Annotated in this window: 22 protein-coding genes and 1 tRNA gene; 7 read left to right on the plus strand and 16 right to left on the minus strand. The window is 74.6% G+C overall.

From position 1 onward, the window contains the following. Window positions 1-113: 113 nt before the first annotated feature. From ACIQLL_RS00825 to ACIQLL_RS00865, 9 genes are all read right to left on the minus strand, one after another. Complete coding sequence (locus tag ACIQLL_RS00825; RefSeq protein ID WP_402461922.1) at window positions 114-2558, minus strand: CHAT domain-containing protein; 2445 nt, start codon at window positions 2556-2558, stop codon at window positions 114-116. A gap of 153 nt (window positions 2559-2711) precedes the next feature. After that, the gene (locus ACIQLL_RS00830; RefSeq protein ID WP_402461925.1) at window positions 2712-4466 is read right to left on the minus strand and encodes a S8 family serine peptidase; all 1755 of its coding nucleotides are present in this window, start codon (window positions 4464-4466) and stop codon (window positions 2712-2714) included. 68 nt (window positions 4467-4534) lie between these two features. After that, window positions 4535-5035 carry a hypothetical protein gene (locus ACIQLL_RS00835; protein ID WP_402461927.1) on the minus strand — a complete coding sequence of 167 codons (501 nt, stop codon included), beginning with the start codon at window positions 5033-5035 and terminating at the stop codon, window positions 4535-4537. Next, the gene (locus ACIQLL_RS00840; protein WP_402461929.1) at window positions 5026-5634 is read right to left on the minus strand and encodes an RNA polymerase sigma factor; all 609 of its coding nucleotides are present in this window, start codon (window positions 5632-5634) and stop codon (window positions 5026-5028) included. The genes ACIQLL_RS00835 and ACIQLL_RS00840 overlap by 10 nt, the downstream gene beginning before the upstream one ends. A gap of 268 nt (window positions 5635-5902) precedes the next feature. Further along, the gene (gene rplA / locus ACIQLL_RS00845) at window positions 5903-6610 is read right to left on the minus strand and encodes a 50S ribosomal protein L1 (RefSeq protein WP_402461932.1); all 708 of its coding nucleotides are present in this window, start codon (window positions 6608-6610) and stop codon (window positions 5903-5905) included. A 115-nt stretch (window positions 6611-6725) separates the two neighbouring features. After that, window positions 6726-7157, minus strand: a complete 432-nt coding sequence (gene rplK / locus ACIQLL_RS00850; RefSeq protein WP_402461935.1) for a 50S ribosomal protein L11 — start codon at window positions 7155-7157, stop codon at window positions 6726-6728. 94 nt (window positions 7158-7251) lie between these two features. After that, entirely contained in the window at window positions 7252-8085 is an 834-nt protein-coding gene (nusG, locus tag ACIQLL_RS00855; protein WP_402461937.1) for a transcription termination/antitermination protein NusG, read from the minus strand. A 68-nt stretch (window positions 8086-8153) separates the two neighbouring features. Then, window positions 8154-8405, minus strand: coding sequence for a preprotein translocase subunit SecE (gene secE / locus ACIQLL_RS00860; RefSeq protein WP_402461940.1), 252 nt, complete (start codon window positions 8403-8405; stop codon window positions 8154-8156). 130 nt (window positions 8406-8535) lie between these two features. Further along, window positions 8536-8611 (minus strand) — tRNA-Trp (locus ACIQLL_RS00865). A gap of 199 nt (window positions 8612-8810) precedes the next feature. On the opposite strand from ACIQLL_RS00865, the gene ACIQLL_RS00870 reads away from it, so the two are divergent. The 5 genes from ACIQLL_RS00870 (at window position 8811) to ACIQLL_RS00890 (ending at window position 13376) form a co-directional block, all read left to right on the plus strand. Beyond that, window positions 8811-9830, plus strand: coding sequence for an adenosine deaminase (locus ACIQLL_RS00870; RefSeq protein ID WP_402461943.1), 1020 nt, complete (start codon window positions 8811-8813; stop codon window positions 9828-9830). Window positions 9831-9918: 88 nt separating this feature from the next. Then, window positions 9919-11136 carry a sensor histidine kinase gene (locus tag ACIQLL_RS00875; RefSeq protein ID WP_402461945.1) on the plus strand — a complete coding sequence of 406 codons (1218 nt, stop codon included), beginning with the start codon at window positions 9919-9921 and terminating at the stop codon, window positions 11134-11136. Next, a complete protein-coding gene (locus ACIQLL_RS00880; protein ID WP_402461948.1) occupies window positions 11133-11798 on the plus strand; it encodes a response regulator in 666 nt (221 codons plus the stop codon). The genes ACIQLL_RS00875 and ACIQLL_RS00880 overlap by 4 nt, the downstream gene beginning before the upstream one ends. Before the next feature lie 135 nt (window positions 11799-11933). Next, entirely contained in the window at window positions 11934-12197 is a 264-nt protein-coding gene (locus tag ACIQLL_RS00885; RefSeq protein ID WP_402461951.1) for an SHOCT domain-containing protein, read from the plus strand. Between the two features lie 189 nt (window positions 12198-12386). Next, complete coding sequence (locus ACIQLL_RS00890) at window positions 12387-13376, plus strand: L,D-transpeptidase family protein (protein WP_402461953.1); 990 nt, start codon at window positions 12387-12389, stop codon at window positions 13374-13376. Between the two features lie 90 nt (window positions 13377-13466). Here ACIQLL_RS00890 and ACIQLL_RS00895 read toward each other — a convergent pair whose 3' ends face one another. Next, the gene (locus ACIQLL_RS00895) at window positions 13467-14639 is read right to left on the minus strand and encodes a UDP-N-acetylmuramate dehydrogenase (RefSeq protein WP_402461956.1); all 1173 of its coding nucleotides are present in this window, start codon (window positions 14637-14639) and stop codon (window positions 13467-13469) included. Between the two features lie 129 nt (window positions 14640-14768). Here ACIQLL_RS00895 and ACIQLL_RS00900 point away from each other — a divergent pair, with 129 nt between their 5' ends. Beyond that, window positions 14769-15344, plus strand: coding sequence for a GNAT family N-acetyltransferase (locus tag ACIQLL_RS00900; protein WP_402461959.1), 576 nt, complete (start codon window positions 14769-14771; stop codon window positions 15342-15344). A gap of 10 nt (window positions 15345-15354) precedes the next feature. Here the strand turns inward: ACIQLL_RS00900 and ACIQLL_RS00905 are convergent, their stop codons facing one another. Next, on the minus strand, window positions 15355-16626 hold the full coding sequence (locus ACIQLL_RS00905; protein WP_402461962.1) for an MFS transporter: 1272 nt from the start codon (window positions 16624-16626) through the stop codon (window positions 15355-15357). A gap of 95 nt (window positions 16627-16721) precedes the next feature. Between ACIQLL_RS00905 and ACIQLL_RS00910 the strand changes: the two genes are divergently transcribed. After that, window positions 16722-17807: a LacI family DNA-binding transcriptional regulator gene (locus ACIQLL_RS00910; protein WP_402461965.1), complete on the plus strand. Its 1086-nt coding sequence runs from the start codon at window positions 16722-16724 to the stop codon at window positions 17805-17807. 28 nt (window positions 17808-17835) lie between these two features. On the opposite strand, the gene ACIQLL_RS00915 is transcribed toward ACIQLL_RS00910, so the two are convergent. The 5 genes from ACIQLL_RS00915 to ACIQLL_RS00935 are packed head-to-tail and all read right to left on the minus strand — an operon-like array spanning window position 17836 to window position 26090. Next, window positions 17836-18432, minus strand: a complete 597-nt coding sequence (locus ACIQLL_RS00915; RefSeq protein WP_402461967.1) for a GNAT family N-acetyltransferase — start codon at window positions 18430-18432, stop codon at window positions 17836-17838. Beyond that, window positions 18429-20705, minus strand: a complete 2277-nt coding sequence (locus ACIQLL_RS00920) for a penicillin acylase family protein (RefSeq protein WP_402461969.1) — start codon at window positions 20703-20705, stop codon at window positions 18429-18431. Before ACIQLL_RS00920 ends, ACIQLL_RS00915 begins: the two co-directional genes overlap by 4 nt. Beyond that, window positions 20702-23149: a GNAT family N-acetyltransferase gene (locus tag ACIQLL_RS00925; protein ID WP_402461972.1), complete on the minus strand. Its 2448-nt coding sequence runs from the start codon at window positions 23147-23149 to the stop codon at window positions 20702-20704. Before ACIQLL_RS00925 ends, ACIQLL_RS00920 begins: the two co-directional genes overlap by 4 nt. Next, window positions 23146-24528: a lysine N(6)-hydroxylase/L-ornithine N(5)-oxygenase family protein gene (locus tag ACIQLL_RS00930; RefSeq protein WP_402461974.1), complete on the minus strand. Its 1383-nt coding sequence runs from the start codon at window positions 24526-24528 to the stop codon at window positions 23146-23148. Before ACIQLL_RS00930 ends, ACIQLL_RS00925 begins: the two co-directional genes overlap by 4 nt. After that, the gene (locus ACIQLL_RS00935) at window positions 24525-26090 is read right to left on the minus strand and encodes a pyridoxal phosphate-dependent decarboxylase family protein (RefSeq protein ID WP_402461977.1); all 1566 of its coding nucleotides are present in this window, start codon (window positions 26088-26090) and stop codon (window positions 24525-24527) included. Before ACIQLL_RS00935 ends, ACIQLL_RS00930 begins: the two co-directional genes overlap by 4 nt. Between the last annotated feature and the right edge of the window lie 80 nt (window positions 26091-26170).

A 26170-nucleotide genomic window follows, 5' to 3' on the forward strand; every position in this document is an offset into this window, starting at 1 on the left:
TTCGGCTTCTCGGAACGAGTCCGGGCAGCCTGGGACGACCGGCGGTCTTGGGTTACCCCAGAACTGTACACGACCAGGACGGCGCTCCGGCACCCCGGGCGCCGAGGCGCGCGTCACACGGCGGCAGTGCGCCCGTCGACGGACAGTGGCCCGAAGCACACCAGCGGTACCGGCTCGGACTCCGCAGCGACGGCACGGGCGAGCGCCGCAGCAGGGTCGGTCCCCGCCCGCAGCTCGGCGTGCAGGTGCGGCATGACGCGCGCGGCGACGTCGTCCCGCAGCGGTGCGACGGCGCTCACCACGGCGCGGGCGCCGAGCCGCAGCAGCACGCTCGTCATGCCGAGCGGCTCTCCCCCGAGCCGCACCGAGGTACGTCCGGTCTCGCAGGCGGACAGGACGACGACGGCGCCCGAGAGGTCGACGCCGTCCAGCTCGTGCGCGTACAGCGGCCCGTCGGCGAGCCGGACGCAGGAGAACAACGGGTTGTCCGGCTCGTGCACGCCGTGCGCGGCGAGGTGGACCACGTCCGCCCCGGCGATCGCCGCCGTCGTGGCCGCACAGGTCGCCGCCGCCCCGGACAACGTCGTCGCCTCCCCCCACGTCGCAGCGACGAGGCGGGCCTCCAGCTCAGCGGCACGCAGGCCGGGCCCGGCGACGACGACGGCACGGGACGCGCCGGCACCGCACCGGGACTCGTGGTCACGCAAGGTCACCCAGGAGTCGACGCCCGTCGCCACGCCCGCCCGGGACGGGAGCGAGGCCCACGGCACCGAGAGCAGCTCGCGGCGTGCCGCGACCTGCAGCGGTCCGTCCACCCCGACCGGTCGCAGCAGCAGGTCGTCCAGGCGCGCCAGCGAACGGCGGGCCGAGGTCGCGGCGACCTCCCGCATCGGTGCCGGGATGAGCGAGTTGGCCAGCACCTCGACGTCTTGCCGCACCCGCCGGGCCAGCTCCGTCACCTCGGACAGCGACCCGAGCTCGAGCATCCGTGCACCCGTGGCATCGACACGCACCGCCCGCACCCGGTCGGTCAAGAGGTACGACACCACCGTCGTGCCCGACGACACCTCCCGCAACCGGGCGGCCACCGCCCGCGCCGTGGTCGGCTCCGGCACCAAACCGTCTCCCGGCCCCGAGAGCTGCCAGGACCGCCGGCGCGCCTGGTCCTGGAGCCGGCGTGCCTCCCTCGTGCCGCGATCGGCCGCCGCACGGTCCTTCGGGTCTGCACTGCCGGCCAGCTCGCGCGCCTCCTCGGCGGCGGTGCGTGCCCGGGTCAGCAGGTAGGCGAGCTCCTCGTCCTGAGGCGGTCGCACCCGGGCGGCCCCGGCGTACGCGGCACGCCCGCGCTCGGTGGCGTCGAACACCGCCGAAGCGCGGCCCGTGGCCAACGCTGCCTCGACGTCGACCCGTGCCAGTCGGGACCCGTGCGCGGCGGCGGCCGTGACGGCGTCCACCGAACCGAGGCGCGCCCGATGGTCCGCGAGCACCCGCAGACCGCGGCGCACGGCGAGCAGGCCCCGGCGACGGTCCCCCGCTGCGAAGGCGACCTGCGCACGGACCGACTCGTGGTGGATGCGCAGCGGGAGGGGGCAGGTGGTCAGACGCCGGACGCCCGCCACGATCGACTGCGCACGCTCGACGTCGCCCGCGAGGAGCGCCCACTCCGCCGCGAGCAGCCGGGCCGCAGCTCCCGCCTCACGACTCGCCAGGACGCTGCCGTCCACTGCGGTCAGGGCGAGCGTCTCCTCGCTGCGGCGACGCAGGGTCGACCGGCGCGGGCCGGCGCGGCGGTCCAGCTCCAGCCGCGCCTCGAGCGCGACGAGCTCCGACTGCAGAGCCCACCCGTCGTTCCCGACCCGGGCAAAGACGCGGCGGGCACCGCGCGCCCAACGCACCGCCTCCTCCGGTCGCTGCAGAAGGATCGCGCACCGCGCCCGGGCGAGCAGCGCGTCAGCCTTCTCACCGGTGAGATCCTCGGCCGACAGGAGGTCGGTCGAGTCGGCCAGGGCCTTCTCCGCTTCAGTGACGAGCCCGGCGTCTAGCAGCACGTGCGCCCGGCTCACCTCCGACCAGCCATCGGGCCCACCCGGCTGCGTCGCTGCCGCTTCCTCCATGATGCGCAACGCTGCCGGGAAGTCGCCCTGCCGGTACCGGACCCAGCCCAGGTTGTGTCGTGCGAAGGCCGCATACCGATCGCTCCCCGCCGCCTCGGCGTGCCGCAGAGCCTGCTCATGATCCCGCACCGCGGCGTCGAGCTCACCCAGCTCCAGAGCCGCGGCAGCACGGTTGATGTACAAGATCGCCAGGTCCCGGTGGTCGTCCGGCGCCGCCCAGGTCAACGCGCGATCGAAGGCCTGGACCGCGGCCGCTGCGTCCCCGGACCGCAGATGGACGAGCCCCGCCTGGCCGTAGGTGAGCGCAGCCAGTCGAGGCTCGTGAGCGTCGGTGGCGACGGAGAGCGCCTCGGCGAGCAACCTCTGAGGCTCCTCGGCTGCCCCGGTGAGGGCGTGCCGACAGGCGGCCTCACCCACCAGCGACCGCACGCGGATCTCGATCACCCATCTACCGTGCCGCGTCGGGTCGAGAGACTCCACGTCGCGCAGGAGCGACCGGTAGGCCCGCGAGGCAGGGCGCGGACGTGTCGCGGCGTTGAGTTCCTGTGCCAGTCTCAGCCGCTCGTCGAACGCTGCCCTCTCCGCGATCGCAATCTCCTACCCGCCGTGCCCACCCCGAACCGCCGGCGCGAGTCCGGTCGTGGAGGTCACAGCATCCCATGCCGAGTCGACCCCGCCGGTCGATACCGTTCCCCTGGCCAGACGCGCCCGCGCGATCTGGGCCGCGAGATACGGCGCGGCGAACGACGTGCCGCTCCAGGTCGCGTACCCCCCGGTGAAGTCGTCCGGGTCGACCGTGGCGCGCATCCCGATGCGCAGACGTTCGGGCACCTGGGCCTCGGGGGTCTCGGGCCCGTCGAGCGTCGTCGGCATCGTGGACAGGACGGCGGCACCCGGGCGGACGCACGTCACCCACGGGCCGTCGTTGCTGAAGATCGCCGTCGTCCCGTCCGGGTTGGAGGCCCCCGCCACCAGCAGCGGTGGGTGCTCCTCCGAGAGCTGACCGTCGTCGATCGCCGACGGAGCTCCTGGCCCATGGTGAAGGTGCGGAGCCCACGCGGCGGGGAACATGGCGTGCGTCGTGCCGTCGTTGCCGGAGGCGGTCACGACGACGACCCCCGCGCGCCGGAGGGCGCGCAACACCCGGCGCAGCGGCCCGTCGTAGCCGTAGTCGGCCGGCTGCTCGTGGTAGTACCCCATCGCGAGCACCACGACGTCCACCGGGTGACAACCCTCCTGACCAGCGACACCGCGCCGGTGGAAGCGAAGCAGGCGGTGCAGCGTGTGCAGGACCTCCCACTCGGGGATATCCCCGGAACCGCCGAACGCCCGTACCGCCATGATCACCGCGTCCGGACAGACCTGGTGGACGACACCGGCCATGAAGGTGCCGTGCCCCGCCACCGGGTCGAGAGGCCCGGTGAGCGGGTCGACGCTCAGCCCGCCGAAGTCGGCGTCCTCGCTGTCATAGCGCGGGACGGGGAAGGTCCCGACCGGGCGACCGTCGAGGGACGCGGTGCGGACCACGACGGCGCTGTCCTGCGGGTCGTGCGGGTCGTACTCGCCGAACCACGGGTGAGAGCCCACCCCCGTGTCCACGATCGCCACGACCGGACGACGCGTGCCGTCGGCGGCCTCCCACGGGGTCGGTCCATCGTCCAGGGTCCGCCGAGGCCTGCCACCGAGATAGCGCGCTGGTGTCAGACCGCCGGTGCCGGGACGTCCGTACTCGTCGACGGCGCTGACCGGCAACGGAGTGGAACGAGGCTTGGAGACCGGCACGAACGGCAGCGGGGTCGACCGGCCACCACGCTGCGCTCGCAAGAGGTGGTCCAGCCCGACTCGCGGAGTGCGCTCCGTCCCCTCGTCGTCGGCGTCCGGCGCGTCCAGGACGCCCAGCTCCGAGGTGATGCGCTCCAAGACCTGCCAGACGTCGACCTCCACATCGTCGTCGCGCACCGGGAGCAGCCGGAGGGCGTAACCGAAGGTCTCGTCGTCGACGTCGTCGACCGCCAGGTCACCGAGCGTCCCGTCGTAGCCCACCCGGTAGCCCATCTCGCCGGCGATCCGGCGGACACCGTCGAGCCAGGTGGCCGGCTCATCCGACGATGCTGCCCCCCACTCCTCGAGCGCCACCACGGCGCGCTGGCCACCGGCCGTCAACTTGCCCACGCTCGGCGCCAGGCGGTCGCGCAACTCTTCGGGCAACTCACCTCGGACGATGAGCCGGTCGGCGACGTAGACGGTGGGATCGACGCGGGTCGCCCCCGGGCTCCGGCGGACCCGCTCGGGATCAAGGTGCCGGACGGGCCGTCGGCCCCCCGCGGCGTCGGCGATGGTCGTCTCGCTCACGTGCTCCTCCTCGAGTCAGGGCACGACGCTCCGTCCCCGTCCGTGGTCGTGGGTGTGTCGTGGTGCGGCTAGAGCTCGACGACGGGCGTGGTCACCGGTGTCTCCCCCTGGCGCACCAGCAGGCTGGCCGGGCCGCGGGGGACGTCGTCGATGACGAAGCGCCCGTCCTCGTCGCACAGGGTCGTGCGGGGGTCGTCGTCCGGGCGGCGCAGCTCGATCTCGAGCGGCGCGGCCGGCGCGAGCCAGCCGTCCACCCGCACGGTGCCCTGCGTGCCGCCCGCGGACAGGGCGATCATGACGGTCAGCCGCTCGTGGGTGAACGTGATGGTGCGCGTCTCCACCGGGGCGTCGCTGCGCACGGAGCCGGCCGGCACCTCGAGGACCTGCAGCTCCATGACCTCCGCCTCCAGCCCGGCCACCGTCATGGCGAACCGCGACCGTTCGACCAGCCCCTCGGGCACGGGGTCGAGCTGCGCGTCCAGCGCCGCGACGCGGGCCAGCAGGGCCGCGTCCAGGTCGTCGAACGGCTCGCCGGCACCCGGCACGTCGTCGAACTCGGTCATGTCCATGAGGTCTCCCCTCGGTCGGTGAGGACGGCCCGCAGCTTGGCCAGGCACCGTCCTCGAGTGGCGCCGATGCTGCCGACCGGCATGCCGATCGCGGCGGAGATCGCCTTGTAGTCCGGACGGTCCGCGAGCGAGACGAGGCGCAGCAGCTCACGGCACCGCTCCGGCAGCTCGCCGAGGGCGGCCCACAGCGACCGGTCGCGCTCGGAACGCAGCAGCTCCGCCTCGGGGCCGGGTGCCGGGTCGGGCAGCGTCGCGGAGGTCTCGGCGTCGTCGTCCGGCAGCTCGGTCCGCCGCATGTCGTCGGTGCGGTCCTTGCGCACCGCCTCCCACGCGCCACGGCGCGCGGTGACCAGCAGCCACTTGAGCGTCGCCAGGGGTTCGGTGATCGTGTCCACGTGCCGGACGAGCGCCGCCCAGGTCTGCTGCACGACGTCGTCGGCGGCGTCACGTTCCACGCCCTGGGACCGCACGGTCCGCCAGAGCAGCGGCGTCGCCTCCCGGACGAAGTCCCCGAGCGCCTCGGGGCGTCCCTCCCGGTACTCCAGCAGCGCGAAGGCGGCGCGGTCGCCGAGGCTCGATGTGTCAGGGGGGCGGTTCATGGCAGGGTCCACCTCGTCGGGGTCCGGGGCGCTGTCCGCGCTGGGGGAACGCCACGAGCCTAGGGCGGGGCGTGACGCCCCGCGGCGTCCTCCGTCTCCACCCATGAGATTTCACCCTCCGCACCCGACCTGATGTGTCATCGGCAGGGAGGGCACCGGGTCCGCCCTGATACATCGGGCCCGACAGTTCGGAAAGTTCCGGGAACGACGACGGCCCGGCACCCTCGCGCGGAGGGTGCCGGGCCGTCGTGCGGACCGGAGCGGAGGCTCAGGCCTCGGTGAGCTTCGCCGTCTTCGACTGGTCGAGCGGGATGCCCGGGCCGAAGGTCGTGGCGAGCGTCGCCTTGGTGATGTAGCGGCCCTTCGAGGACGACGGCTTCAGGCGCAGGACCTCGTCCAGCGCGGCGCCGTAGTTCTCCACCAGCTGCTCCTCGGAGAACGAGGCCTTGCCGATGATGAAGTGGAGGTTCGCGTGCTTGTCGACGCGGAACTCGATCTTGCCGCCCTTGATGTCCGAGACGGCCTTGGTGACGTCCATGGTCACGGTGCCGGTCTTCGGGTTCGGCATGAGACCACGGGGGCCCAGGACCTTGCCCAGTCGACCGACCTTGCCCATGAGGTCCGGCGTCGCCACGGCGGCGTCGAAGTCGGTGTACCCACCGGCCACCTTGGTGATCAGCTCGTCGCCACCGACCTCGTCGGCGCCGGCCGCCCGGGCCTCCTCGGCCTTCGCCGCGTTCGCGAAGACGATGACGCGGGCGGTCTTGCCCGTGCCGTTCGGCAGGTTGACCGTGCCGCGGACCAGCTGGTCCGCCTTGCGCGGGTCCACGCCCAGGCGGAAGACGACCTCGAGAGTCGCGTCGGCCTTGGTCGACGCCGTCTCCTTGGCCAGCTTCACGGCCTCGAGCGGGGTGTACAGGGTGTCGCGGTCGATCTTCGCCGCGGCGGCGCGGTACGCCTTGCTGCGCTGTGCCATCTGCATTCTCCTTGCGTGCAGTCGTGGTCGTCGGGTCTGCGCGGACCCTCCCACGTGCCCGGCGACTGTCGCCGGGTCTTGGTGCCGTGCGGCCGGACGGTGGTCCGGCGCGCGATCAGCTCTGGACGGTGATGCCCATCGACCGGGCGGTGCCGGCGATGATCTTCTTCGCGGCCTCGAGGTCGTTCGCGTTGATGTCCGGCATCTTGGTCTGCGCGATCTCGGCGACCTGGTCCTGGGTGAGCTGCGCGACCTTCACGGTGTGCGGGGTCGAGGAGCCCTTGGCCACACCGGCGGCCTTCTTGATGAGCTCAGCGGCCGGCGGGGTCTTGGTGATGAAGGTGAAGGAGCGGTCCTCGTAGACCGTGATCTCCACCGGCACCACGTTGCCGCGCTGCGACTCGGTCGCCGCGTTGTAGGCCTTGCAGAACTCCATGATGTTCACGCCGTGCTGACCCAGCGCGGGGCCGATCGGCGGGGCGGGGTTCGCGGCCCCGGCCTGGATCTGGAGCTTGATGAGGCCGGCGACCTTCTTCTTGGGAGGCATGAGTCTCCTGCTTTCTGTTCGTGGGCCGACGCCGTGGGCGATGACCCGGTTGCAATGCTGCCGTGCGCGGCGCGCCGGAGGCCCGGCGCGGCGATCAGATCTTGGCGACCTGGTTGAACGACAGCTCGACCGGGGTCTCCCGGCCGAAGATGGACACGAGGACCTTGAGCTTCTGGGCCTCGGCGTTGATCTCGGAGATCGTGGCGGGCAGCGTGTCGAACGGGCCGTCCGTGACGGTGACCGACTCGCCGACCTCGAAGTCGACCTCGATGGACGGGCGCGCCGCCGCTCCCCCGGACGCGGCACCGCCACCGGCGGCGGCCGGCTGGGCGGGGGTCTCCTCGAGCATGGTCGGCGCCAGCATCCCGAAGACCTCGTCGATCGAGAGCGGGACGGGCTGGTGGGTGTGGCCGACGAACCCGGTGACACCCGGCGTGTGCCGCACGGCGCCCCACGACTCGTCGGTGAGGTCCATGCGCACCAGGACGTAACCGGGGATCCGGACGCGGCGGACGGTCTTCTTCTGCGCGTTCTTGATCTCGGTCACCTCCTCCATGGGGACCTCGACCTGGAAGATGTAGTCCTCCATGTTCAGGCTCTGGGTGCGGTTCTCCAGGTTGGCCTTCACACGGTTCTCGTACCCCGCGTAGGAGTGGATGACGTACCAGTCGCCGAGCTGGCCGCGCAGCGTGCGCTTCAGCTCCTCGGCCGGGTCCTCGATCTCCGCGGTGACGTCGGGCTCGGAGGCCGCGGCCTCCGGCTCGGTCCCCTCCGGCACGTCGGTCGCGTCGGCGTCCTCCGTCTCCGGGGCGTCGGTGGGCACGGTGGCGTCCGCGTCAGCGGGCACGTCGAGGTCGGCCTCGGCGCCGGTGGCGTCGGGCTGCGTGGGGTCGACGTTCTCCGTCTGCTCCAGAGGATCCTGGGACACGAACGAACCTGCTTTCTGACTTCGGGATGTGGGGGTGCGTTCCGGTGCTGCTCTCGACGCGGGTCGGCTCAGCCGTCCCCGAAGAGCCAGCCGGCTCCCTGCCCGAGGACGAGGTCGAGGGCGGTGACGAACAGCATCGCGACCGTGACGAAGACGATGACGACGATCGTGTAGTTGATCAGCTCCGAGCGGGTCGGTGTGACGACCTTGCGGAGCTCGCCCACCACCTGGCGCACGAACAACGCGATACGACCGAAGAACCCACGGCGCTCCGTGCCGGCGTCGTGCGTCCCAGCGGCCTCGGCCGACGACTCGCTCACTTCGACTACCCCGTTTCGATCGGCCGCGACCGCACCGCCTGTCGGCAGCGCGCCCACGGCACAGATTCCTGGCGTTCCGGGCCACGCGCTCACGCGACCCCGCTGCGCGCGGCCCCGCGGGGGATCACGCTGGCAGGGTAGACAGGACTCGAACCTGCAACCTGCGGTTTTGGAGACCGCTGCGCTACCAATTGCGCCACTACCCTTCGTGCTGACGCCCGAGCCGACCAGCCCGTGGGCGCGGTCCAGCATGGCGGCCGTCAACCACCGAGGGACAACTCTACGCGAACCTGCGCCGTGGGTCGAACCGCGAGCAGGCGTCGTCGCTCACAGCCCGTCCCGGGATCGACCGCACGGGTGGCCCATGCAGGTGGCCCACCCCCTCGACGGTGCCAGACTGACCCCGTGCGCGACCTGGCAGAGCTCCCGAAAGCCCACCTCCACCTGCACTTCACCGGATCGCTGCGGGTGTCCTCGCTGCGCGAGATGTCCGCCGCGCACGGGATGCGGCTGCCGTCCGCGCTGACCGACGGCGTCGCGCTGCGGGTCCCGGCCGACGAGCGCGGCTGGTTCCGGTTCCAACGGCTGTACGACGCCGCCCGGCACTGCGTGCGCTCCGAGGCGGACATGCGCCGCCTGGTCGACGAGGCGGCGGCGGACGACGCCGCCGAGGGGTCCGGCCGGCTCGAGATCCAGGTGGACCCGACGTCGTACGCCCCGTTCGTCGGCGGCATCACCCCGGCGGTCGAGATCGTGCTGGACGAGGCACGGGCCGCGAGCGCCCGGCACGGGGTCGAGGTCGCCGTCGTGGTCGCGGCCTCCCGCATGCGGCACCCCCTGGACGCGCGCACGCTGGCGCGGCTGGCGGCACGGTACGCCGGTGACGGTCCCGGCGAGGTGGTGGGTTTCGGTCTGAGCAACGACGAGCGGCGGGGCGACACCGGCGAGTTCGCGCACGCGTTCCGCATCGCGCGGCGGGCCGGGCTGGCGTCCGTGCCGCACGGCGGGGAGCTGCTCGGAGCCGGTCACGTGCGCGAGGTCGTGGGCGCGCTGGCGCCCGACCGGCTGGGTCACGGGGTGCGGTCCGTCGAGGACCGGAAGCTGCTGGACTCGCTGGTCGAGTCCGGGGTGGCGCTCGAGGTGTGCCCGGCCTCGAACGTGAGCCTCGGCGTGTACGAGCGTGACGAGGACGTCCCGTTGCGCGAGCTGGTGGACGCCGGGGCGCAGGTGGCGCTGGGCGCGGACGATCCGCTGCTCTTCGGGTCGAGGCTGCTGGCCCAGTACGAGTCGGCGCGGCACGTGCACGGGTTCTCCGACGAGGAGCTCGCCGACCTCGCCCGGTCCTCGATCCGGGCCTCGCGCGCCTCGGAGTCCTCGCAGGCCGCCCTGCTGGCGGGCGTCGACGACTGGCTCGCGGCGGCCTGACCGGTGCGGCCGGACGGCACCCGGGGAGGACGCCGGACGGTACCGGAGCAGGACGCGCCGCGGCAGCGCCCGGCGTACCGTGCCAGGCATGGACCGCCCTGACCTCGGCGGCACCGACCGGGGGCCCCTCGACCGGCGTCGACCCCGGATCTTCCTCGCGGTGGCGCTCGGCGTCGTCGTGACCGTCGGGACGGTCGGGGCCTCGCACTGGCGGCCGGGCGACCGCCCCCTGGACGTCCTCGGGGTCGGGCTCGTGCTGGTGTCCCCGGTCGCCGTGGCAGCGCTGGCGCGCCGGCCGGTCCCCGCGGTGCTGACCTCGACGGCGGCGGTGGGCGCCTACCTGGCGTTCGGCTACGCGTGGGGTCCCGTGCTGGCCGGTGCGGTCGGTGTGCTCGTCGCCGTCCTCCTCACCGGTCCGCCACGGCGCGCCCGGGCGCTGGCCTGGTCCGGCGCCGTGGTCTGCTGGGGCGCCGTCGTCGCAGCCGCCGGACTGCGCGCGGACGCCCCGAGCCCGGCCGTGCTGCTCGGCGGCGCCGCGTGGACCGCCGTCGCGCTCCTGCTGGCCGGCGCGATCCGCGAACGCTTCACCCGTGCCGCCGCGCAGCGGGCGGCCCGGGCCGAGCGCGAGCGCAGCGCCGTGGCCACCGAACGGCTGCGCATCGCCCGCGAGCTGCACGACGTGCTGGCCCACTCGCTCTCGGCGATCACCGTGCAGTCCGGCGTCGGCCTGCACCTGCTGGACAGGGACCCGGAACAGGCGCGGACGGCGCTGACCGCGATCCGAGCCACCAGCCGGGACGCGCTCGACGAGGTCCGCGCCGTGCTGCAGGTGGTCCGCGCGCAGGACGGCGCCGTCGAGGCCGGCGCGCCGGTGCCCGGCCCCACCTGGGACCTGTCGACCCTGCCGGGACTCGCCGACCCGCTGCGCGCCCGGGGCGTCGTGGTCACGTTCGACCTGCCGTCCGAAAACGACGTGCCGCCGCACGTGGCCGGGATCGTGTACCGCGTGGTGCAGGAGGCCCTGACCAACATCAGCCGGCACGCCCCGCGGGCCCGGTCCGTCGTCGTCCACGTGCGGGCCGACCCCGGCGGGGTGCAGGTGCGCGTGTCCGACGACGGCGCCGGTGCCCCGGGTGCCGAGGTCGCCGACGGCGACGCACCGGACCCCGGCACGCCGGACGGCACACCGGGCCACGGGCTGCTCGGCATGCGCGAGCGGGTCGAGGGCGCCGGCGGGACGCTGCGCACCGGCCGCGACGGCCACGGGTTCGTGGTCACGGCGAACATCCCCGGGGACCGGCCGTGATCCGCGTGCTGCTCGCCGACGACCAGGCGCTGGTGCGCGGCGGTTTCCGCGCACTGCTGGACGCCGAGGACGGCGTGTCGGTGGTGGGTGAGGCGGCGACCGGCGACGACGCGGTCCGCCTGGCGCTGGAGCTGCTGCCCGACGTCGTGCTCATGGACGTCCGGATGCCCGGTCTGGACGGTCTGGCGGCGACCCGGCGCATCGTGGCCGACCCCCGGGCGGGCGGGGTGCACGTCGTCGTGGTGACCACGTTCGAGCTGGACGAGTACGTCGCCGAGGCGATCCGTGGCGGGGCCACCGGGTTCCTGGTCAAGGACACCGAGCCGGCCGACCTGCTGCGCGCCGTCCGGGTCGCCGCGGCCGGGGACGCGTTGCTCTCCCCCGGCGTGACCCGGCGGCTGCTCGCGCGCGTGGCCGCCGCGACCCAGGACGTGGCGCCCCCGGCCGGGCTCGCCGAGCTGACCGCCCGCGAGCACGAGGTCCTCGTCGAGGTGGCCGGCGGGCTGTCGAACGCCGAGATCGCCGGACGCCTGTTCCTCTCGGAGTCCACGGTCAAGACGCACGTCTCGCGGGTGATGGCCAAGCTCGCCGCCCGCGACCGCGCCCAGCTCGTCGTGGCGGCGTACGAGGGCGGCGTCGTCCGCCCCGGCTGGTCCGGCTGACCCGCGGCGGTCCGCGCCCGGCACCCCGGGACGACGTGGTCCGGCACCGGTGGGGGACGACGACGGCACCGCGGTCCGGGAGCGTGGTCGCTACGGCCCGCACCCGGCGTGGCCACGACCTCGAAGGAGACCGCCATGATCACGACCCTGACCACCGCCGCCGCCCACCCCGTCGCCTGGAGCGGCGCCGGGCCCGGGTGGTGGATCGTGTTCCCGATCCTGTGGTTCCTGCTCGTCGCCGCCGTGGTGTTCCTCGTCGCCCGTCGCGCTCGCCGCGGCTGGGGACCGTGGGGCCGCGCCGGCTCCCCGGAGGCGGTCCTCGGCGAGCGCTACGCCCGCGGCGAGATCGACGAGTCCGAGTACCGGCACCGCCGGGAGGTGCTGCGCGGCGACCGCTGACCACCGACCCGGGGCGGCGGGCATCCCCTCGGTGACCGCGCCTCGGGCGGAGGCGCGATGTCACGGAAGGGTGTCGATCGTCGGGAGATCGGCCCCGTCGGCTCGCCGGGGGCCGAGCGACAGGGCACGGTAGGAGTTCGCGGTCGCGGCTCCTGCCGCCGGCGGCCGCCCCGGGGAGAGGTGGGAACCATGAGCACGACCCTGACCGCGCTGCGCCGACGCGCCGTCGTCGCAGCGTTCGGCGTCGGTCTGCTGGTCCTGTCCGGGTGCTCGACCCTGTCCGATCTCACCCGGGCCGAACCCGACCCGGGTGCCGCGCCGTCGCCGACGTCCGAGGCGTCCGCGTCCACGGAGGTCTCCACCGCACCGACGCCGTCGGCTCCCTCGCCGGAGCCGTCCGCCACGGAGACCGCGGAGCCGAGCCCGGAGCCGTCGCCGTCGGCCACCCCGTCCCCGGAACCGTCGCCCTCGCCCAGCGCGCCCGCGAAGCAGAAGAAGAAGCCGAAGCCGGACGACGCCGCGCAGGACGACGCCACCTCGGACCAGGAGAAGTCCACCGAGGAGGCCGAGCCCGCGCCCGGCTACCCCGAGGTCGGCGCGTCGGGCGCCGAGGTCCGCGCCGTGCAGCAACGCCTGGTCGACCTCGGGTACTACCTGCCGAGCGTCGACGGCTCGTTCGGCCCGATGACGCAGCAGGCCGTCTGGGCCTTTCAGAAGGCCGCCGGGCTCTACCGCGACGCCGTCGTCGGCCCGAAGACGCAGGACGCGCTGGACCGGGGGGTGACGCCGCAGCCCGTGTCGTCGTCGGGCAAGGTCGTCGAGATCGACCTGGACCGCCAGCTCCTGCTCGCCGTCGAGGACGGTCGCGTGGTGCGCACGGTCAACGCGTCCTCCGGCAACGGCGACACGTTCGAGGCCAAGGGCCGCACGTACCGGGCCACGACGCCGACCGGGACGTTCGCGGTGTACATGGAGCGCGACTACCTGCACGAGTCGACGTTGGAGCTCGGCTCGATGTACCGGCCCAAGTACTTCACGGGGGGCATCGCGGTGCACGGGTCGGGCTCGATCCCGCCGTACGCGGCCTCGCACGGGTGCATCCGGGTGTCGAACTCGGCGATGGACTGGCTCTGGGACTCCTGGGGGATGCCGCGCGGCACGACCGTCATCGTCCACTGACCTCCCCACCGCTGTGGGTGGACGACACGCCGCTGGATCGGGCGACCCTCAGGCGTGTCGTGCACCCACAGCGAGGGAGGGCGGCGGGCGTCAGAGGGCCAGGCCCACCAGCACCGGCTCGGGCTCGAGCGTGACGCCGAAGGTCTCGCGGACGCCGTCGCGGACCGCGCGCGCCAGCGAGACCAGGTCCTGCGCCGTCGCCCCGCCCCGGTTCGTCAGCGCGAGCGTGTGCCGCGTGGACAGCCGCGCCGGGGAGTGCTCGCCGGCCGGGCCGAATCCCTTGCCGAACCCCGCGCGGTCGATGAGCCAGGCGGCCGAGGTCTTGACCCGTCCGTCCCCGGCCGGGAACCGTGGCGCCTCGGCCGGCAGCGTCTCGGCCTCCGCCGCCGACAGGATCGGGTTGGTGAAGAACGAGCCCGCCGACCAGCGGTCGTGGTCGGGGGTAGCCGCTCCCCCGACGCCGTCGAGCAGCATGCCCTTGCCCCCGCGCAGCTCCAGCACGGCCGCGCGCACGTCCGACGACGGCGCACGCTGCCCGACCTCGACCCCGAGCCGGCGGGCCAGCTCGGGGTAGGTGACCGGGTCCGACAGGGAGCCGATGCGCATCTGCAGGTTCACCTCGAGCACCACGTACCGGGGCGTCGGGTACCAGACCGCGCCGTCGGGTGACGTGGACGCCCGCATCGACTGCTTGAGCACGCTGGTGCGGTAGCCGAAGCCGAGCTCGCTCAGGGTGAGCGTGCGCCGTCGACCCGTGGCCCGGTCCCAGGTCCGCACCGAGGCGACCACGCCCGACACCTCCTGACCGTAGGCACCGATGTTCTGCACCGGTGCCGCACCGACGGTCCCCGGGATCCCGGAGAGCGCCTCCACGCCGATCCACTCGTTCGCCACCGCCTGCGCCACGAAGGCGTCCCAGTCCTGGCCGGCGGGCAGCGTGAGGTTCGCGCCGCCGCACGCCGGGCCCTCCAGCTCGCAGGAGGCCGACAGGTCCGCGTCCAGCCCGGTGCGCACGTCGCGCACGACGACGCCGTCGAACCCCTCGTCGGCCGCCAGGAGGTTGGACCCGCCCCCGACCACCAGCAGCGGCGCACCGGCGTCGTCCGCCGCACGCACGGCGTCGACCAGCTCGGCCTCGGTGGTCGCCTCGACGTACCGGTCGACGGGTCCGCCGACGCGCAACGTGGTCAGCTCGGACAGGTTGGGCGTGGTGTCGAGCTCGCGGGCGGTGCTCCCGGCGGGCTGCGCAGCGGTCTGGCTCACGGTTCCAGCGTAGACGCCGCCCGTGCAACCCCGGGCTGGTCTCGCTCAGCCGTCGGCAACCCCTCAGGGCCTCGACCCCGTCCGGGGCCGGCGCCGAGGACGCCTTCACTTCCGGCCTAGGGTGGCCGGATGCCTCCCCTCGCTCCGACGACGATCATCCCCGGGTCTCTGGCACGGAACGTCCAGCCGACCTTGATCGCACGGGACGGGCTCGTGCTCCGCCCGTGGCGCGGGGACGACGCGCCCGTCGTCCGGTCCGTGTACGGCGATGCGGAGATCCGACGCTGGCACGTCCGCAGCGTCGAGTCGGACGCGGAGGCTGCGGCGATCATCGCCGGTTGGCAGGCGGGCTGGAGCGACGAGTCGCGCGCGGAGTGGGCCGTGACGGACGCCGCCGGCGTGGTGCTGGCCAGGGCAGCCCTCAAGACGGTCGATCTGCGCGACGGCGATGCCGAGGTGGCGTACTGGACGGTGCCGGCGTCCCGTGGGCGGGGTGCCGCTCCGAGAGCGGTGGAGGCCGTCTCGTCATGGGCGTTCGCGACGGGCTTCCGACGCCTCCACCTGGAGCACTCGACCCGGAACACGGCCTCGTGCCGCGTCGCGGCCAAGTCCGGGTTCGAGCTCGAGGGGACGCTCCGGGGATCGGCCCGGCACGCCGACGGATGGCACGACATGCACGTGCACGGACGTCTGGCCGGACCCTGACGCGCCGGACCTACGCGGCCACGCTCCGACCGTCGTCGTCCCCGCGCAGCGGCCGGGCCGCGCCCGCGACGAACAGCCCCACCACCACGGGCAGGGCGAGCACCAGCAGGGCGAGCCGGTAGCCGGTCAGGTGGGCCAGGAACCCGATGAGGGCCGGCCCGACGAAGAACGCCGAGTAGCCCACGGTGGAGACGACGGCGACGCGCAGGGCGGCGCGCCGCGGGTCGTCGGACGCGGCGGACATGCCCATCGGGAAGCCGAGGCCGGAGCCGACGCCCCACAGGAAGACGCCGGCCAGCGCCAGCGGCAGGTTCGGCACCAGGGCGAACAGCGCGACCCCGACGAGCGCCGCTCCGCCGCTGACCCGCAGCACGGGGACGCGGCCGTAGCGGTCGATGATCTCCGTGCCGACCAGCCGGGTGACCGTCATGGCGACGAGGAAGACGGCGAGCGCGACGGCACCGACGCCGTCACCGGTGCCGAACCCGTCGACGGTGGCCAGGCCGACCCAGTCGTTGGCCGCGCCCTCGGTGAGTGCCGCGGCGAGCACGATCAGCCCGATGAGGAGCGTGCGCGGTTCGCGCCAGGTGGCCAGGGTGTCCTGGAGGGAGTGCCCGTGGGACGGTTCGACGGCGGTGGCCGGGTCGGCGACCGAGTCCTGCGCGCCGGCTTCCGAGACGGACGGGCCGGCGTCGCGCGCCGGCAGGAACGCCCTCACGCACAGCGCCACGGCGAGCGCGTCGAGCACGACGACGGTGACGAGGTGGACGGTGAGCGGCACCTGCGCCCAGGCGGCGAGCGCCCCGACGCCGGCCCCGGCGACGGTGCCGAAGGAGAACGCGGCGTGGAAGCGGGGCATGATCGCCTTGCCGAGCCTCTGCTCGACGACGGCGCCCTCCAGGTTCATGGCGGCGTCCCACACGCCCATGCCCATGCCACCGAGGAACAGGCCGGCGCGCACGAGCCACGGCAGATCGACGTCGATGCCGACCGTCGCGACGGTGAAGCCGACGGCCGCGACGACGGCGAAGCCGAGGACGGTGCGTGCGGCGCCGAGGCGGGAGGCGATCATCCCGGAGAGCGGCAGGGCGCAGATGGAGCCGATCGACGCGGTCAGCAGCAGCACGCCCATCTGCGCCTCGGTGAAGCCGAGGCCGTCCCGGACGGCGGGGATGCGCGACGCCCAGGTGGCCATGCCGAAGCCGGCGGCGACGAAGACGCCGTAGACGGCGACGACGGCGCCGCGCAGCCGGCGTGCGCCGGCGAGGTCGGGGGTGCTCACGGCATGACGATCCCCGAGACCGACCGCGCGGTCAAATCGATTCGACACGAGCGCGCCGGTAGGCTGTCGCCCACCCGAGACCCGGAAGGAGCCGCATGGGTCGCACACCCGGCAGGCGCCCCACGTTGGCGCGCGTCGCCGAGCGCGCGGGCGTGTCCGTCTCCACCGCCTCCCTCGCGTTCTCCGGGTCGGGGCCCATCACCCCCGAGACCCGCGACAAGGTCCTGGCGGCCGCCGGTGCGCTCGGGTACACCGGACCCAACCCGCTGGGGCGCCAGCTCCGGCGCGGCCGCTCCGGGATCGTGGGCGTCGTCATCGGCGACCAGCCGGGCCGGGCGTTCCGCGACCCCGTGGCCGTCCAGGTACTCGACGGGCTGGTGGACGTCCTCGGCACCCAGGGCCTCGGCGTCCTGCTGATCCCCGGCGTGCGCGCCGCCGAGGGCGTCGACCCCCTGCTGGAGACCGCCGGGATGGACGTGGCCGTGCTCGTCTGGGGCATCCTCAGCGACGACCCGACGCTCGACGCGCTGCAGCGACGCAACGTGCCCGTCGTCGTCGGCGAGGGGCGGGCCGTGGACGGCGCTCCGCTGGTGGCCATCGAGGACCGCGCCGGTGCGGCGGAGGCCGTGCGGCACCTGCTCGACCTCGGGCACACGCGCATCGCCGAGATCGCGCTGCCCTTCGGGCACGACGAACGCTCCGGACCGGCCGACGCCGACCGGCTCGCCCAGGCCGACCGCACCCCCACCGTCAACCGGCTCGCGGGGGTGCGCGACGCCGTCGAGCCGGTGCTGACCTGGGAGACCCCGGCCTCGCTCGTGGAGCACGGACGCGACGCCGCCACCGAGATCCTCGGCACCTGGGTGCCCGCGGACGAACGCCCGACGGCGATCGTCGCGCACTCCGACCTCCTCGCCGCGGGCGCGGTCATCGCCGCCCGCGAGCTCGGCCTGCGCATCCCCGAGGACGTCTCGATCGCCGGCTTCGACGGCCTGGACCTGCCCTGGCTCTCCCCCGACGTGCTGACCAGCGTCCACCAGCCGCTGCGGGAGAAGGGGGCGGCACTGGGCCAGGCCGTCATCGACCTGCTCGCCGACCACGACCCGACGACGGTCACCCTGCCGGTCGGGCTGGTCCCCGGCACCACGACGGGCCCGGTACCCGCCCCGACCGCGCGGTAGACCTGCCCTCCCCCGGGCGCGGCGGGCTCTACCCGGCGGGGAGCGGGCGCAGCGCGGGGACCAGGGCCTCGGCCCGCTCCCGCGTCAGGAACGCCAGCATCGCGTCCTTGGGCCCGTGCGGGGAGTCGTAGCGGACCTCACCGGCCGGCTCGAACCCGAGGGCGACCATCCGCGCGAGCGCCGCACGGTGGCGCACGTCCGGCTCCACCACGACCCGCCGCACCGCGGGCGGCGCGAACGCGCACGCGAGCAGCGCCGGCCCGAGCTCCGCCCAGCCGGGCCGCCGCGACCCGAGGACGAAGTGCGCGCCGACGTCGCCCGGTCGCACGTCGTAGGCGGTGGCGACCGGGTCGTCCTCCGGGTGGTAGAGCTGCACCATCGCCACCGGTTCACCGGCCGAACGCACCAGGTAGGCATGGTGCGTCGGCAGGGACTCGACGAACTCGTAGGTCTCGCGCAGCTCGTCGGGCGTGAGCTCCGTCAGTCCGAAGAACCCGGCGCCGGGCCGCGTCACCCACTCGTGCAGGACGCCGGCGTCGGCCACCGGGTCGAGGACGTGGACCGTCACCCCGCCGCCGCGCCACACCTGCGCACCCCGCTCCCCCGTCAGCAGCCGGTCGGTCATGACGTCTCCCAGGTCTCGGGGCGCAGGCGCGCCCAGTCCGTCTCGATCTCGTGCGTGCCGGCCGCGGCCCACTCGGGGTGCTGGTCGGCGAAGTGCTCCGAGCGCGGGTCCCCGGCCGCGCCGAACGGCACGCCCCACCGGCTGCGGCGCCGGTCGGACAGGTCCCACACCCAGCGCGCCACCGACCCCCGCCAGGAGGCGGTGGAGACGCCCGGCACCGAGCCCGTGCAGCACACGGTGTCCGCGGAGCCACCCACCGGTGAGCGCAGGTGCCGCGGGACACGCGGCACGTCGGCCGGGTCGACGCCGGTCGCGTCGGCCAGCGCGTGCAGCGGCAGCACCGGGTGCAGCGCGCCCCAGGTGCCGCCGGGCCGAGCCCCGCGCCGTCGACGCACCCCGCCGGTCGCCGCGTCGGGCACCCCTGGAGCACCGGTCTCCCCGCCGCCGGTCGACGACGCCCGCCCGGACAGCAGGCGCCCGACCTCGACCAGCGCGGCCCGTGCCTCGGCCGCCGCGTCCAGGGGCGGATCCCACGACTCCCCGGCGGCCAGCACCCGCGCCAGGTCGTGCCCGACCGCGGCGCGCACGTCCAGCCAGGGCGCGAAGATCGCCGGCAGGCCGACCTCGGCGTGCAGCGGGTGCAGGGCCGGCGCGTCCGCCACGCGCCGTGTCAGGGCGTCGCGCCAGAGCGCGAACAGCGCGGCGTCGGCCGAGTCCGCCGCCATCGTCGCCCCGGAGGCCACCCACGTCCGCAGGCGTTCCGCGGCGGGCCCCACCCCGGCGCCCCGGACGCCGTCGAGCCACCGGACCAGCTCTGCCGCCCCGCCGTCGGACACGTCGCCGAAGACCCGTGACTGGCCGTCGGGCTGCTCGCCGGAGTCGGGTGGTGTGGCCAGCAGCGCCCGGATGCGCGCCGCGCGGTAGGGCGCGTACGCGTGGCCCAGGTCCGGCACCCGGTCGAGGTCCTCGGGGCGGTCGTTGGCGTCGACGACGGCGACGGCGATCTCGACCGCGGCGTCCGGCTCCCGCCATCGCGGTGGCCGCCACCCATGCACGACGGCGTGCGGCAGCACCCGCTCGTGCGGCGCCCGCTCGGGGACGCGCCCGGCCGTGAGGCTCAGCACCGTGCCCTCGGAGTCGGCGGTGAGCACCCTGTTGACGGGGTCCACCCAGCCCGACAGGGCCGCGGCGACGTCGTGCGCCGTCCGCGAGCGCAGCAGCCGCCGCCAGGACGCGACCCCGGCGTCGGCCTCGACGCGCACGGGCCATCGCACGGTGTGCCGGTCGGTGACCAGCGGGCCGCGCGGGGTCTCGGCCCAGGTGACCTCCACGGACGCCCCACCGCGCACGGGCACGGTCTCGGTGCCGGACTCCACGGGTCCGGCCGCGCCCGCGAGCGTCTCGGGCGTCTCGGTGAACAGCTCGACGTGGTGCGCCAGGGCGTTGGTGACGCCCCACGCCACCGAGCGGTCCTCGGCGCGGGCCGCGCCGTCGTCGGGCGTGGCGGTCCCGAGGGCGCCCGGTCCCCGGCGCGGGCCGGCGGCGGTCCCGGGTACCACCTGTCCGAAGTGCAGCACCCCGGGCACCCCGGGAAAGGCGAGGCCGACGACGTCGTAGGCGTCGCAGGCGAGCCGGACCTGCTGGTAGACGCCCGGGAGCTCGAGGAGGCGGTGCGGGTCGCCGGCGAGCAGGGGCGCGCCCGACGCCGTCCGCCACCCCGGGTGCGCCCAGGCGTTCGACCCGGAGGAGAGCCCTCGCTCCCCGGAACCGACCAGGACGTGGTCCTCGCCGAGAGCACGGGCGACGTGCTCGCGCATGAGCAGGTGCGGCCACCCGCTGAAGAGCACGTGGTTGGTCAGGAACACCCCGATCGGGGCCCAGTCGGGCCAGGGCGTGTGCTCGGTGAGCTCGCCGGGCACCGCGCCGCCGGTCGCCAGCGCGGCCATCTCCGGCGTGTCCCGCCCGCCGTCGGCCAGCCCGGCGTCGACCCCCGCGGTGTAGGCCGCCAGCCAGGCACGCTCGGGCTCCGCCAGCGCGGCGTGCACCCGGCGGGCGGTGTCGGCCAGGCGCACACGGACGGCGAACCGGTCCCACTCGAGCCCGCCCGGGCCGAACCGGGCCGCGAGCCGTCCCTCGGCCCGCCACCGGTCGGTCTCCAGCTGCCAGCCACGGTCCCGCGCGGTGACGTAGCCCTGGCCGCGGGCGAGGGAGAGCTCGTCGGCCGCGCGCACGTGCGGCACGCCCCAGGAGTCGCGCAGGATCTCGAAGCTCACCGGCGCGCCACCGGGTTCGCCATCGTGCCGGCGTAGATGAGCGAGCTCGACTGGTCGGCCAGGTCCACCATCTGCAGGGTGTTGCGCAGCTGGAGCCGGTTGAGGCACGAGTGCGCGAAGCGTGCGGCGCGCAGGTCCACCCCGGAGCGCAGGTCCGGGTGCTCGGCCTCGTGCCGGTCGAGGCACTCGCCGACCAGCGCCCAGAACCGGTCCTCGCCGAGCACGCCGTCGACGGCGAGGATGCCGGCCAGGTGCCGCAGCACGCCGTCGAACACGTCGGTGAAGATCGCCAACGCCTTCTCGGCGTCGTCCACGGGGGCGGCGACGCGCGCGACGTCGGCCGGCAACGCCCAGTCGGACAGCACCGCGACCTCCTCGCCGATGTCCTTCATGAAACTGCCCCGCACCACGCCGTCGCGCAGGACGAGCACCAGGTTCTCCCCGTGCGGCATGAACGCCAGGTCGTGGGCGCGCAGGCAGTGCACCAGCGGGTAGAGGTAGGCGTCCAGGTACGCGCGCACCCAGTCGTCCGCCGCGACGCCCGAGGTCCGCACCAGCGCCGTGACCAGCGCCCGACCCGCGGCGTCCCGGTGCAGCAGCGACGCCATGGTGGCCAGCCGCTCACCGGGCCGCGTCCGCGGCAGCGGCGACTCGCGCCACAGGGCGGCGAGCATCTTGCGGTGGGCGTTGGGCCGCGGGGTCCGGTGGTAGACGTCGCCGGTGTACCCGACCGACGCGAGCTCGCGCAGCACGCCGAACCCGGAGCCGGCCAGCGTCGGGTCCCCGGCGACCAGGTCCGCGACCCAGTCGTTGATGGCGGGCGTGGCCCGCATGTACGCCGGGCTGAGACCGCGCAGGAATCCCATGTTCTGGATCGCGAGGGCCACCTTGACGTAGTGCCGCTCCGGCCGGGTCCGGTTGAACATCGTGCGGATCGACTGCTGCGGGGTGTACTCGTCCGCGCCCGGTCCGAGCGGCACCAGGTCACCGCGCGCGACGTCGGCGGCGAACGTGACGGGCAGGCGGTGCTCGGCCTGCCAGGGGTGCAGCGGCAGGTACAGGTAGTCCGCCGGGTCCAGGCCACGGGCGGCCAGCCGGTCGGCGAACGCGGCCCGCTCCGCCCCGCCGAGCTCGGCGTCGTACAGCCCGTCCTCGGGCTGGTCGGACGCCAGCGCCAGGTGGGTGTGCGCCCGCCGGGCGGCGACCCACTGCAGCCGCAGCCGGCCCCCGCGCTCGGGGGCGAACGCCTCGTAGTCCGGCAGCGAGAAGCCGATGCGCCCGTTGTTGGCGAGGAATCCCGGGTGGCCCTCGGACATGGCGGCCTCGACCGCCTGGAAGGACTCGGCGGTCCGACGGCGGTCCTCGGCCCCGTCGGCCGGGTCCGGTACGGGCGCGGCTCCCGGGTCCGTGAGCCCGGCGGCCAGCCGTGCGACACCGGGCGTGAGCCCGGCCAGCTCGCGGTCCCGCTTGGCCATGGCGGCCGCCAGCGTCGAGGAGAGCTCCTCGAGATACGTGGCGAGCAGGTCGTCGGGGATCTGCAGCAAGGGCTGCAGCTCGGTGACGAGCTCCAGCACGTCGACCGGCAGCGGCCCCGTGGGGCCGGTCCGCCGGATCGAGCCCGGATCCACCACCCAGTGCTCCAGGGCGAACGTGCGGGCCGCGAAGGAGTACGTGCCGCCGTCCAGGGCGAGACGGTACCGGCCCGGCCCGGCCTCGACCGGCTCGAACAGGCGCTCGTGGGTCAGCTCGGCGAGCGCCTTGGCCACCAGGTGGCGGTGGGCGTGCTCGGCCAGGTCCGCGCGCAGATGGGGTGCGGGGTCGACGCCGGGGCCCAGGGGCGACGCCGCGAAGTCCTCCCGGGTGCACACGCTCAGCGCGGCGGTCTTGGCGTGCCCGTCGTCGACGACCTCGACCTCCCGCAGCACCCGGAAGCCGGCGGCGGCGTTCTTCGCCGCGATCGGGGCGTTGTGCACGTCGGGCTCGACCACGACCCTCGCTCCGCCCCGCCCGCCGGCCGCGGCGTCGGCGAGGCAGAACCGGACGACGGCCGCCATCACCGCGTCGGTCAGCCCGGGACGGCGCGCGGCCGGGTCGGCCGGCGCGGGCGCGACGAGCAGGTGCATGCCGACGTCGCCCGGCAGCGCGTCGTGGACGTCGGTGAGCAGCACGCGCGCCGGGTCGTAGGTCTCGGTGTAGACCACCGGCTCACCCGCGAGGCGCCCGAGCCAACCGTCCTGGGCGTCGTCGGCGACGACGGCGGCCAGGTAGTCGCGCACCGCGTCCACGTCGAGCCCGGTCATGTGCCACGCGGACGACGCCGGGTGGGTCAGCCAGGCCTGCACCGTGGCCGCGTCGCGCCCAGGCACCACCGGGGAGAAGGTGAGCTCACCCAGCCGGGTGGCGACGGTGAGCACGCTGGTCGGCTGCTCGGTCGTGGCGGTCACCGGACGACCTCCGGGTCCGCAGCCACCGTGGAGGCCGGGGCTCCGCCGTCGGGCACGCCCCCGGGCAGGCCGAACTGCTGGAACGCCGTACGCCGCTCGATCGGATAGGGCTCGCGTCCGGTGATCTTCGCGAGCACCACGGCGTTGCGCCACGGGCCGAACCCGAGGTCGGGCGCGGTGACGCCGTGGGAGTGCTCCTCGCCGTTGAGCGTGTGGACCCGCGCGTCGGCCGAGACCGAGTAGTCGCGCGTCGGGTCGAAGCGGCCACGGCCGTCGAGCCGCAGGCGCCCGCGCACCGGGTCGAGGAACCCCGGCACCCCGGACGCGTATCCCGTCGCCGCGACCACCGCGCGCGTCCGGTGCTCCGCCGTCGTGCCCAGCTGGCCGTGCCGGAGCGTCAGCACGTACTGCAACCCGCCGTCGTCGGCCGGCTCCGCCCGCGCGGCCACCACCTCGGTGTCGCTGAGCAGCGTCGTCGGCACCTCGCGGCCCAGCGCCGTGCGGCGGTAGAGGGTGTCGTGGATGTCGTCGACCAGGTCGCCGCTGATCCCCTTGTACAGGTTCCGCTGCTCGCGTCCCACGAGGTCCCGCAGCTCGGTCGGCAGCCCGTGGAAGTGGTCGGTGTACTCCGGCGAGGTCATCTCCAGGGTGAGCTTGGTGTACTCCATCGGGAAGAACCGCGGCGAACGCGTCACCCAGTCCAGCCGGTACTCCCCGGCGTCCTCGAGCAGGTCGCGGTACACCTCCGCCGCGGACTGACCCGACCCCACCACCGTCACGGCGCCGGACGCGCGCAGGGCGTCGCGGTGCGGCAGGTAGTCGGCCGTGTGGATCACCGGACCGGACGCGTCGGCCGCGGCGGCCGTCGTGGCCAGCTCCGCCAGCGGTGTCGGCAGGCGCGGCGAGGTCCCCACCCCGAGCACGACGTGACGCGCCCGGTACTGCTCGTGGCGCGTGCCGCCGTCGTCGGACACCTCGGCGGTGACGACGTACGTGTCGCTCGCGGCGTCGTGCTCGACGGCGACGACGCGGCGCCCCCAGCGCAGCGAGTCGAGGCGTGCGGCCACCCAGCGGCAGTACTCGTCGTACTCGGCGCGCAGCGGGTAGAACGACTCGCGCACGTAGAACGGGTACAGCCGCCCGACGTCCTTGAGGAAGGCCAGGAACGAGTACGGCGAGGTGGGGTCGGCCATCGTGACCAGGTCCGCCAGGAACGGCACCTGGATCGTGGCGCCCTCGATCATCATGCCGGGGTGCCAGCAGAACCCCTCGGCCTGGTCGAGGAAGACGGCGTGCACGTCCTCCAGCGGGTCCGCGAGCGCGGCCAGCCCCAGGTTGAACGGGCCGATGCCGATGCCGACGACGTCGTAGGTGGTCATCGCACGTCTCCCGTCGCCGTCCGGGCCAGGTGCGGGTGGACGTCCCGGCAGGGCGGTGCCGTCAGGTCCGCCAGCTCGCGGCCGGCAAGGATCCCGTGCGCGGCGTCGCGCACCAGGGTCAGGACCCGGCGCACGTCCACGACGGTGACGTCGGGGTTCAGGAGGGTGAGCTTGAGACAGGGCCGCCCGCCGACCACCGTCTTGGCGACGCTCGCGCGCCCGGAGTCGAACAGGACACGACGCACCGCCGGCACGAGGGCGTCCGCCTCGGAGTCGGTGACGCCCTCGGGCTGGTAGCGGAACAGGACGGTGGACAGGTCGGTACGGGCCACCAGGTGCAGCTCCGGGTCGGCGGCCAGGTCGGCGTGCACCGCGGCGGCCAGGTCGCACACGGCGTCGAGCATCGCACCGATGCCGTCCGGCCCGATCGCGCGCAGCGTCGTCCACAGCTTGAGGGCGTCGAACCGGCGGGTCGTCTGCAGCGACCGGTCCACCTGGTTGACCTCGGCGGTGTCCTCCGCCGGGTTGAGGTAGTCGGCGTGCCACGCCGTGCGGGCCAGGTCCGCGGGGTCGCGCACCAGCACCGCGCTGGCCGACACCGGCTGGAAGAACGTCTTGTGGAAGTCGACCGTGACGGAGCGGGCTCGCTCGATCCCGTCCAGCAGGTGGCGCCGCGTGGCGGAGACGAGCAGGCCACCGCCGTAGGCGGCGTCGACGTGGAGCCAGAGGTCCGCCGCGTCGCACCGTGCGGCGATCGCCTCCAGCGGGTCGACGCACCCGCGGTCGGTGGTGCCGGCCGTGGCGACGACCGCCATGACGACGCCGCCGTCCCGCTCGGTCGCGGCCACCGCGTCGTCCAGCGCCGCCGGGTCGAGGCGGCCGTCCTCGTCGGTGCCGACCGTGACCACCGCGTCGTCGGACAGGCCGAGGATCATCGCGGACTTGGCCACGGAGAAGTGGCTGCCCGACCCGGTCAGGATCCGGAGCCGGTCCTGGAGCCCGTGCCGCGCGACACCCGTCAGACGCCGGCCGTCCGGCCCGGTGAGCGACCGCTCCCGGGCCGCGAGCAGGGCGTGCAGGTTGGACTGCGTCCCGCCGGAGGTGAAGACGCCGTCACCGGCGGCGAAGCCGATCCGCTCCGTGGTCCAGGCGATCAGTCTCCGCTCCATGAGGGTGGCCACGGTGGACTGATCGTAGGTGTCGACCGAGGTGTTGATCGCCGCCAGCATCGCCTCGGCGCCGACGGCGGGGATCGCCACGGGGCAGTTGAGGTGCGCCGCGTAGGCCGGGTCGTGGAACCACACGGCGTGGGTGGCGTACAGCTCGCCCGCCTCGCGGAGGGCCTCGCGGGCGCCGACACCCGGGGTGTCGAGGTCGACGGCGTCCACCAGCGCGGTCAGCTCGGACCGGCTCGCGCCGCTCCACGGCTGGGACACCGCGGCGAGGCGGGTGGCGACGTCGTCGACGACGTGACGGACCGTGCGGGCGTAGGCATCGGCCGTACCGCTGGTCAGCAGTGCGTCGGTGCTGGTCAGCGTCGCGTCGGGCGGAGTGGTGGGCACGTCCGTGGGCTCCTCGCAGAGGGGATGGTTAAGTCAGGCTCGCCTAACTTAGCCTCGCCTAACCGCTGGGTCCAGACGGC

It is taken from the genome of Isoptericola aurantiacus, from assembly GCF_044769875.1.
GTDB classification, from domain to species: Bacteria; Actinomycetota; Actinomycetes; order Actinomycetales; family Cellulomonadaceae; genus Isoptericola; species Isoptericola aurantiacus.

Excerpts from the sequence above, each read along its gene's own strand:
- ACIQLL_RS00840 (WP_402461929.1), bottom strand. The coding sequence starts at position 5,634 with ATGAACCGCCCCCCTGACACATCGAGCCTCGGCGACCGCGCCGCCTTC.
- rplA (WP_402461932.1), bottom strand. The coding sequence starts at position 6,610 with ATGGCACAGCGCAGCAAGGCGTACCGCGCCGCCGCGGCGAAGATCGAC.
- ACIQLL_RS00915 (WP_402461967.1), bottom strand. The coding sequence starts at position 18,432 with ATGACCGACCGGCTGCTGACGGGGGAGCGGGGTGCGCAGGTGTGGCGC.
- ACIQLL_RS00875 (WP_402461945.1), top strand. The coding sequence starts at position 9,919 with ATGGACCGCCCTGACCTCGGCGGCACCGACCGGGGGCCCCTCGACCGG.
- ACIQLL_RS00885 (WP_402461951.1), top strand. The coding sequence starts at position 11,934 with ATGATCACGACCCTGACCACCGCCGCCGCCCACCCCGTCGCCTGGAGC.
- ACIQLL_RS00910 (WP_402461965.1), top strand. The coding sequence starts at position 16,722 with ATGGGTCGCACACCCGGCAGGCGCCCCACGTTGGCGCGCGTCGCCGAG.
- rplK (WP_402461935.1), bottom strand. The coding sequence starts at position 7,157 with ATGCCTCCCAAGAAGAAGGTCGCCGGCCTCATCAAGCTCCAGATCCAG.
- ACIQLL_RS00835 (WP_402461927.1), bottom strand. The coding sequence starts at position 5,035 with ATGGACATGACCGAGTTCGACGACGTGCCGGGTGCCGGCGAGCCGTTC.
- ACIQLL_RS00890 (WP_402461953.1), top strand. The coding sequence starts at position 12,387 with ATGAGCACGACCCTGACCGCGCTGCGCCGACGCGCCGTCGTCGCAGCG.
- ACIQLL_RS00930 (WP_402461974.1), bottom strand. The coding sequence starts at position 24,528 with ATGACCACCTACGACGTCGTCGGCATCGGCATCGGCCCGTTCAACCTG.
- ACIQLL_RS00900 (WP_402461959.1), top strand. The coding sequence starts at position 14,769 with ATGCCTCCCCTCGCTCCGACGACGATCATCCCCGGGTCTCTGGCACGG.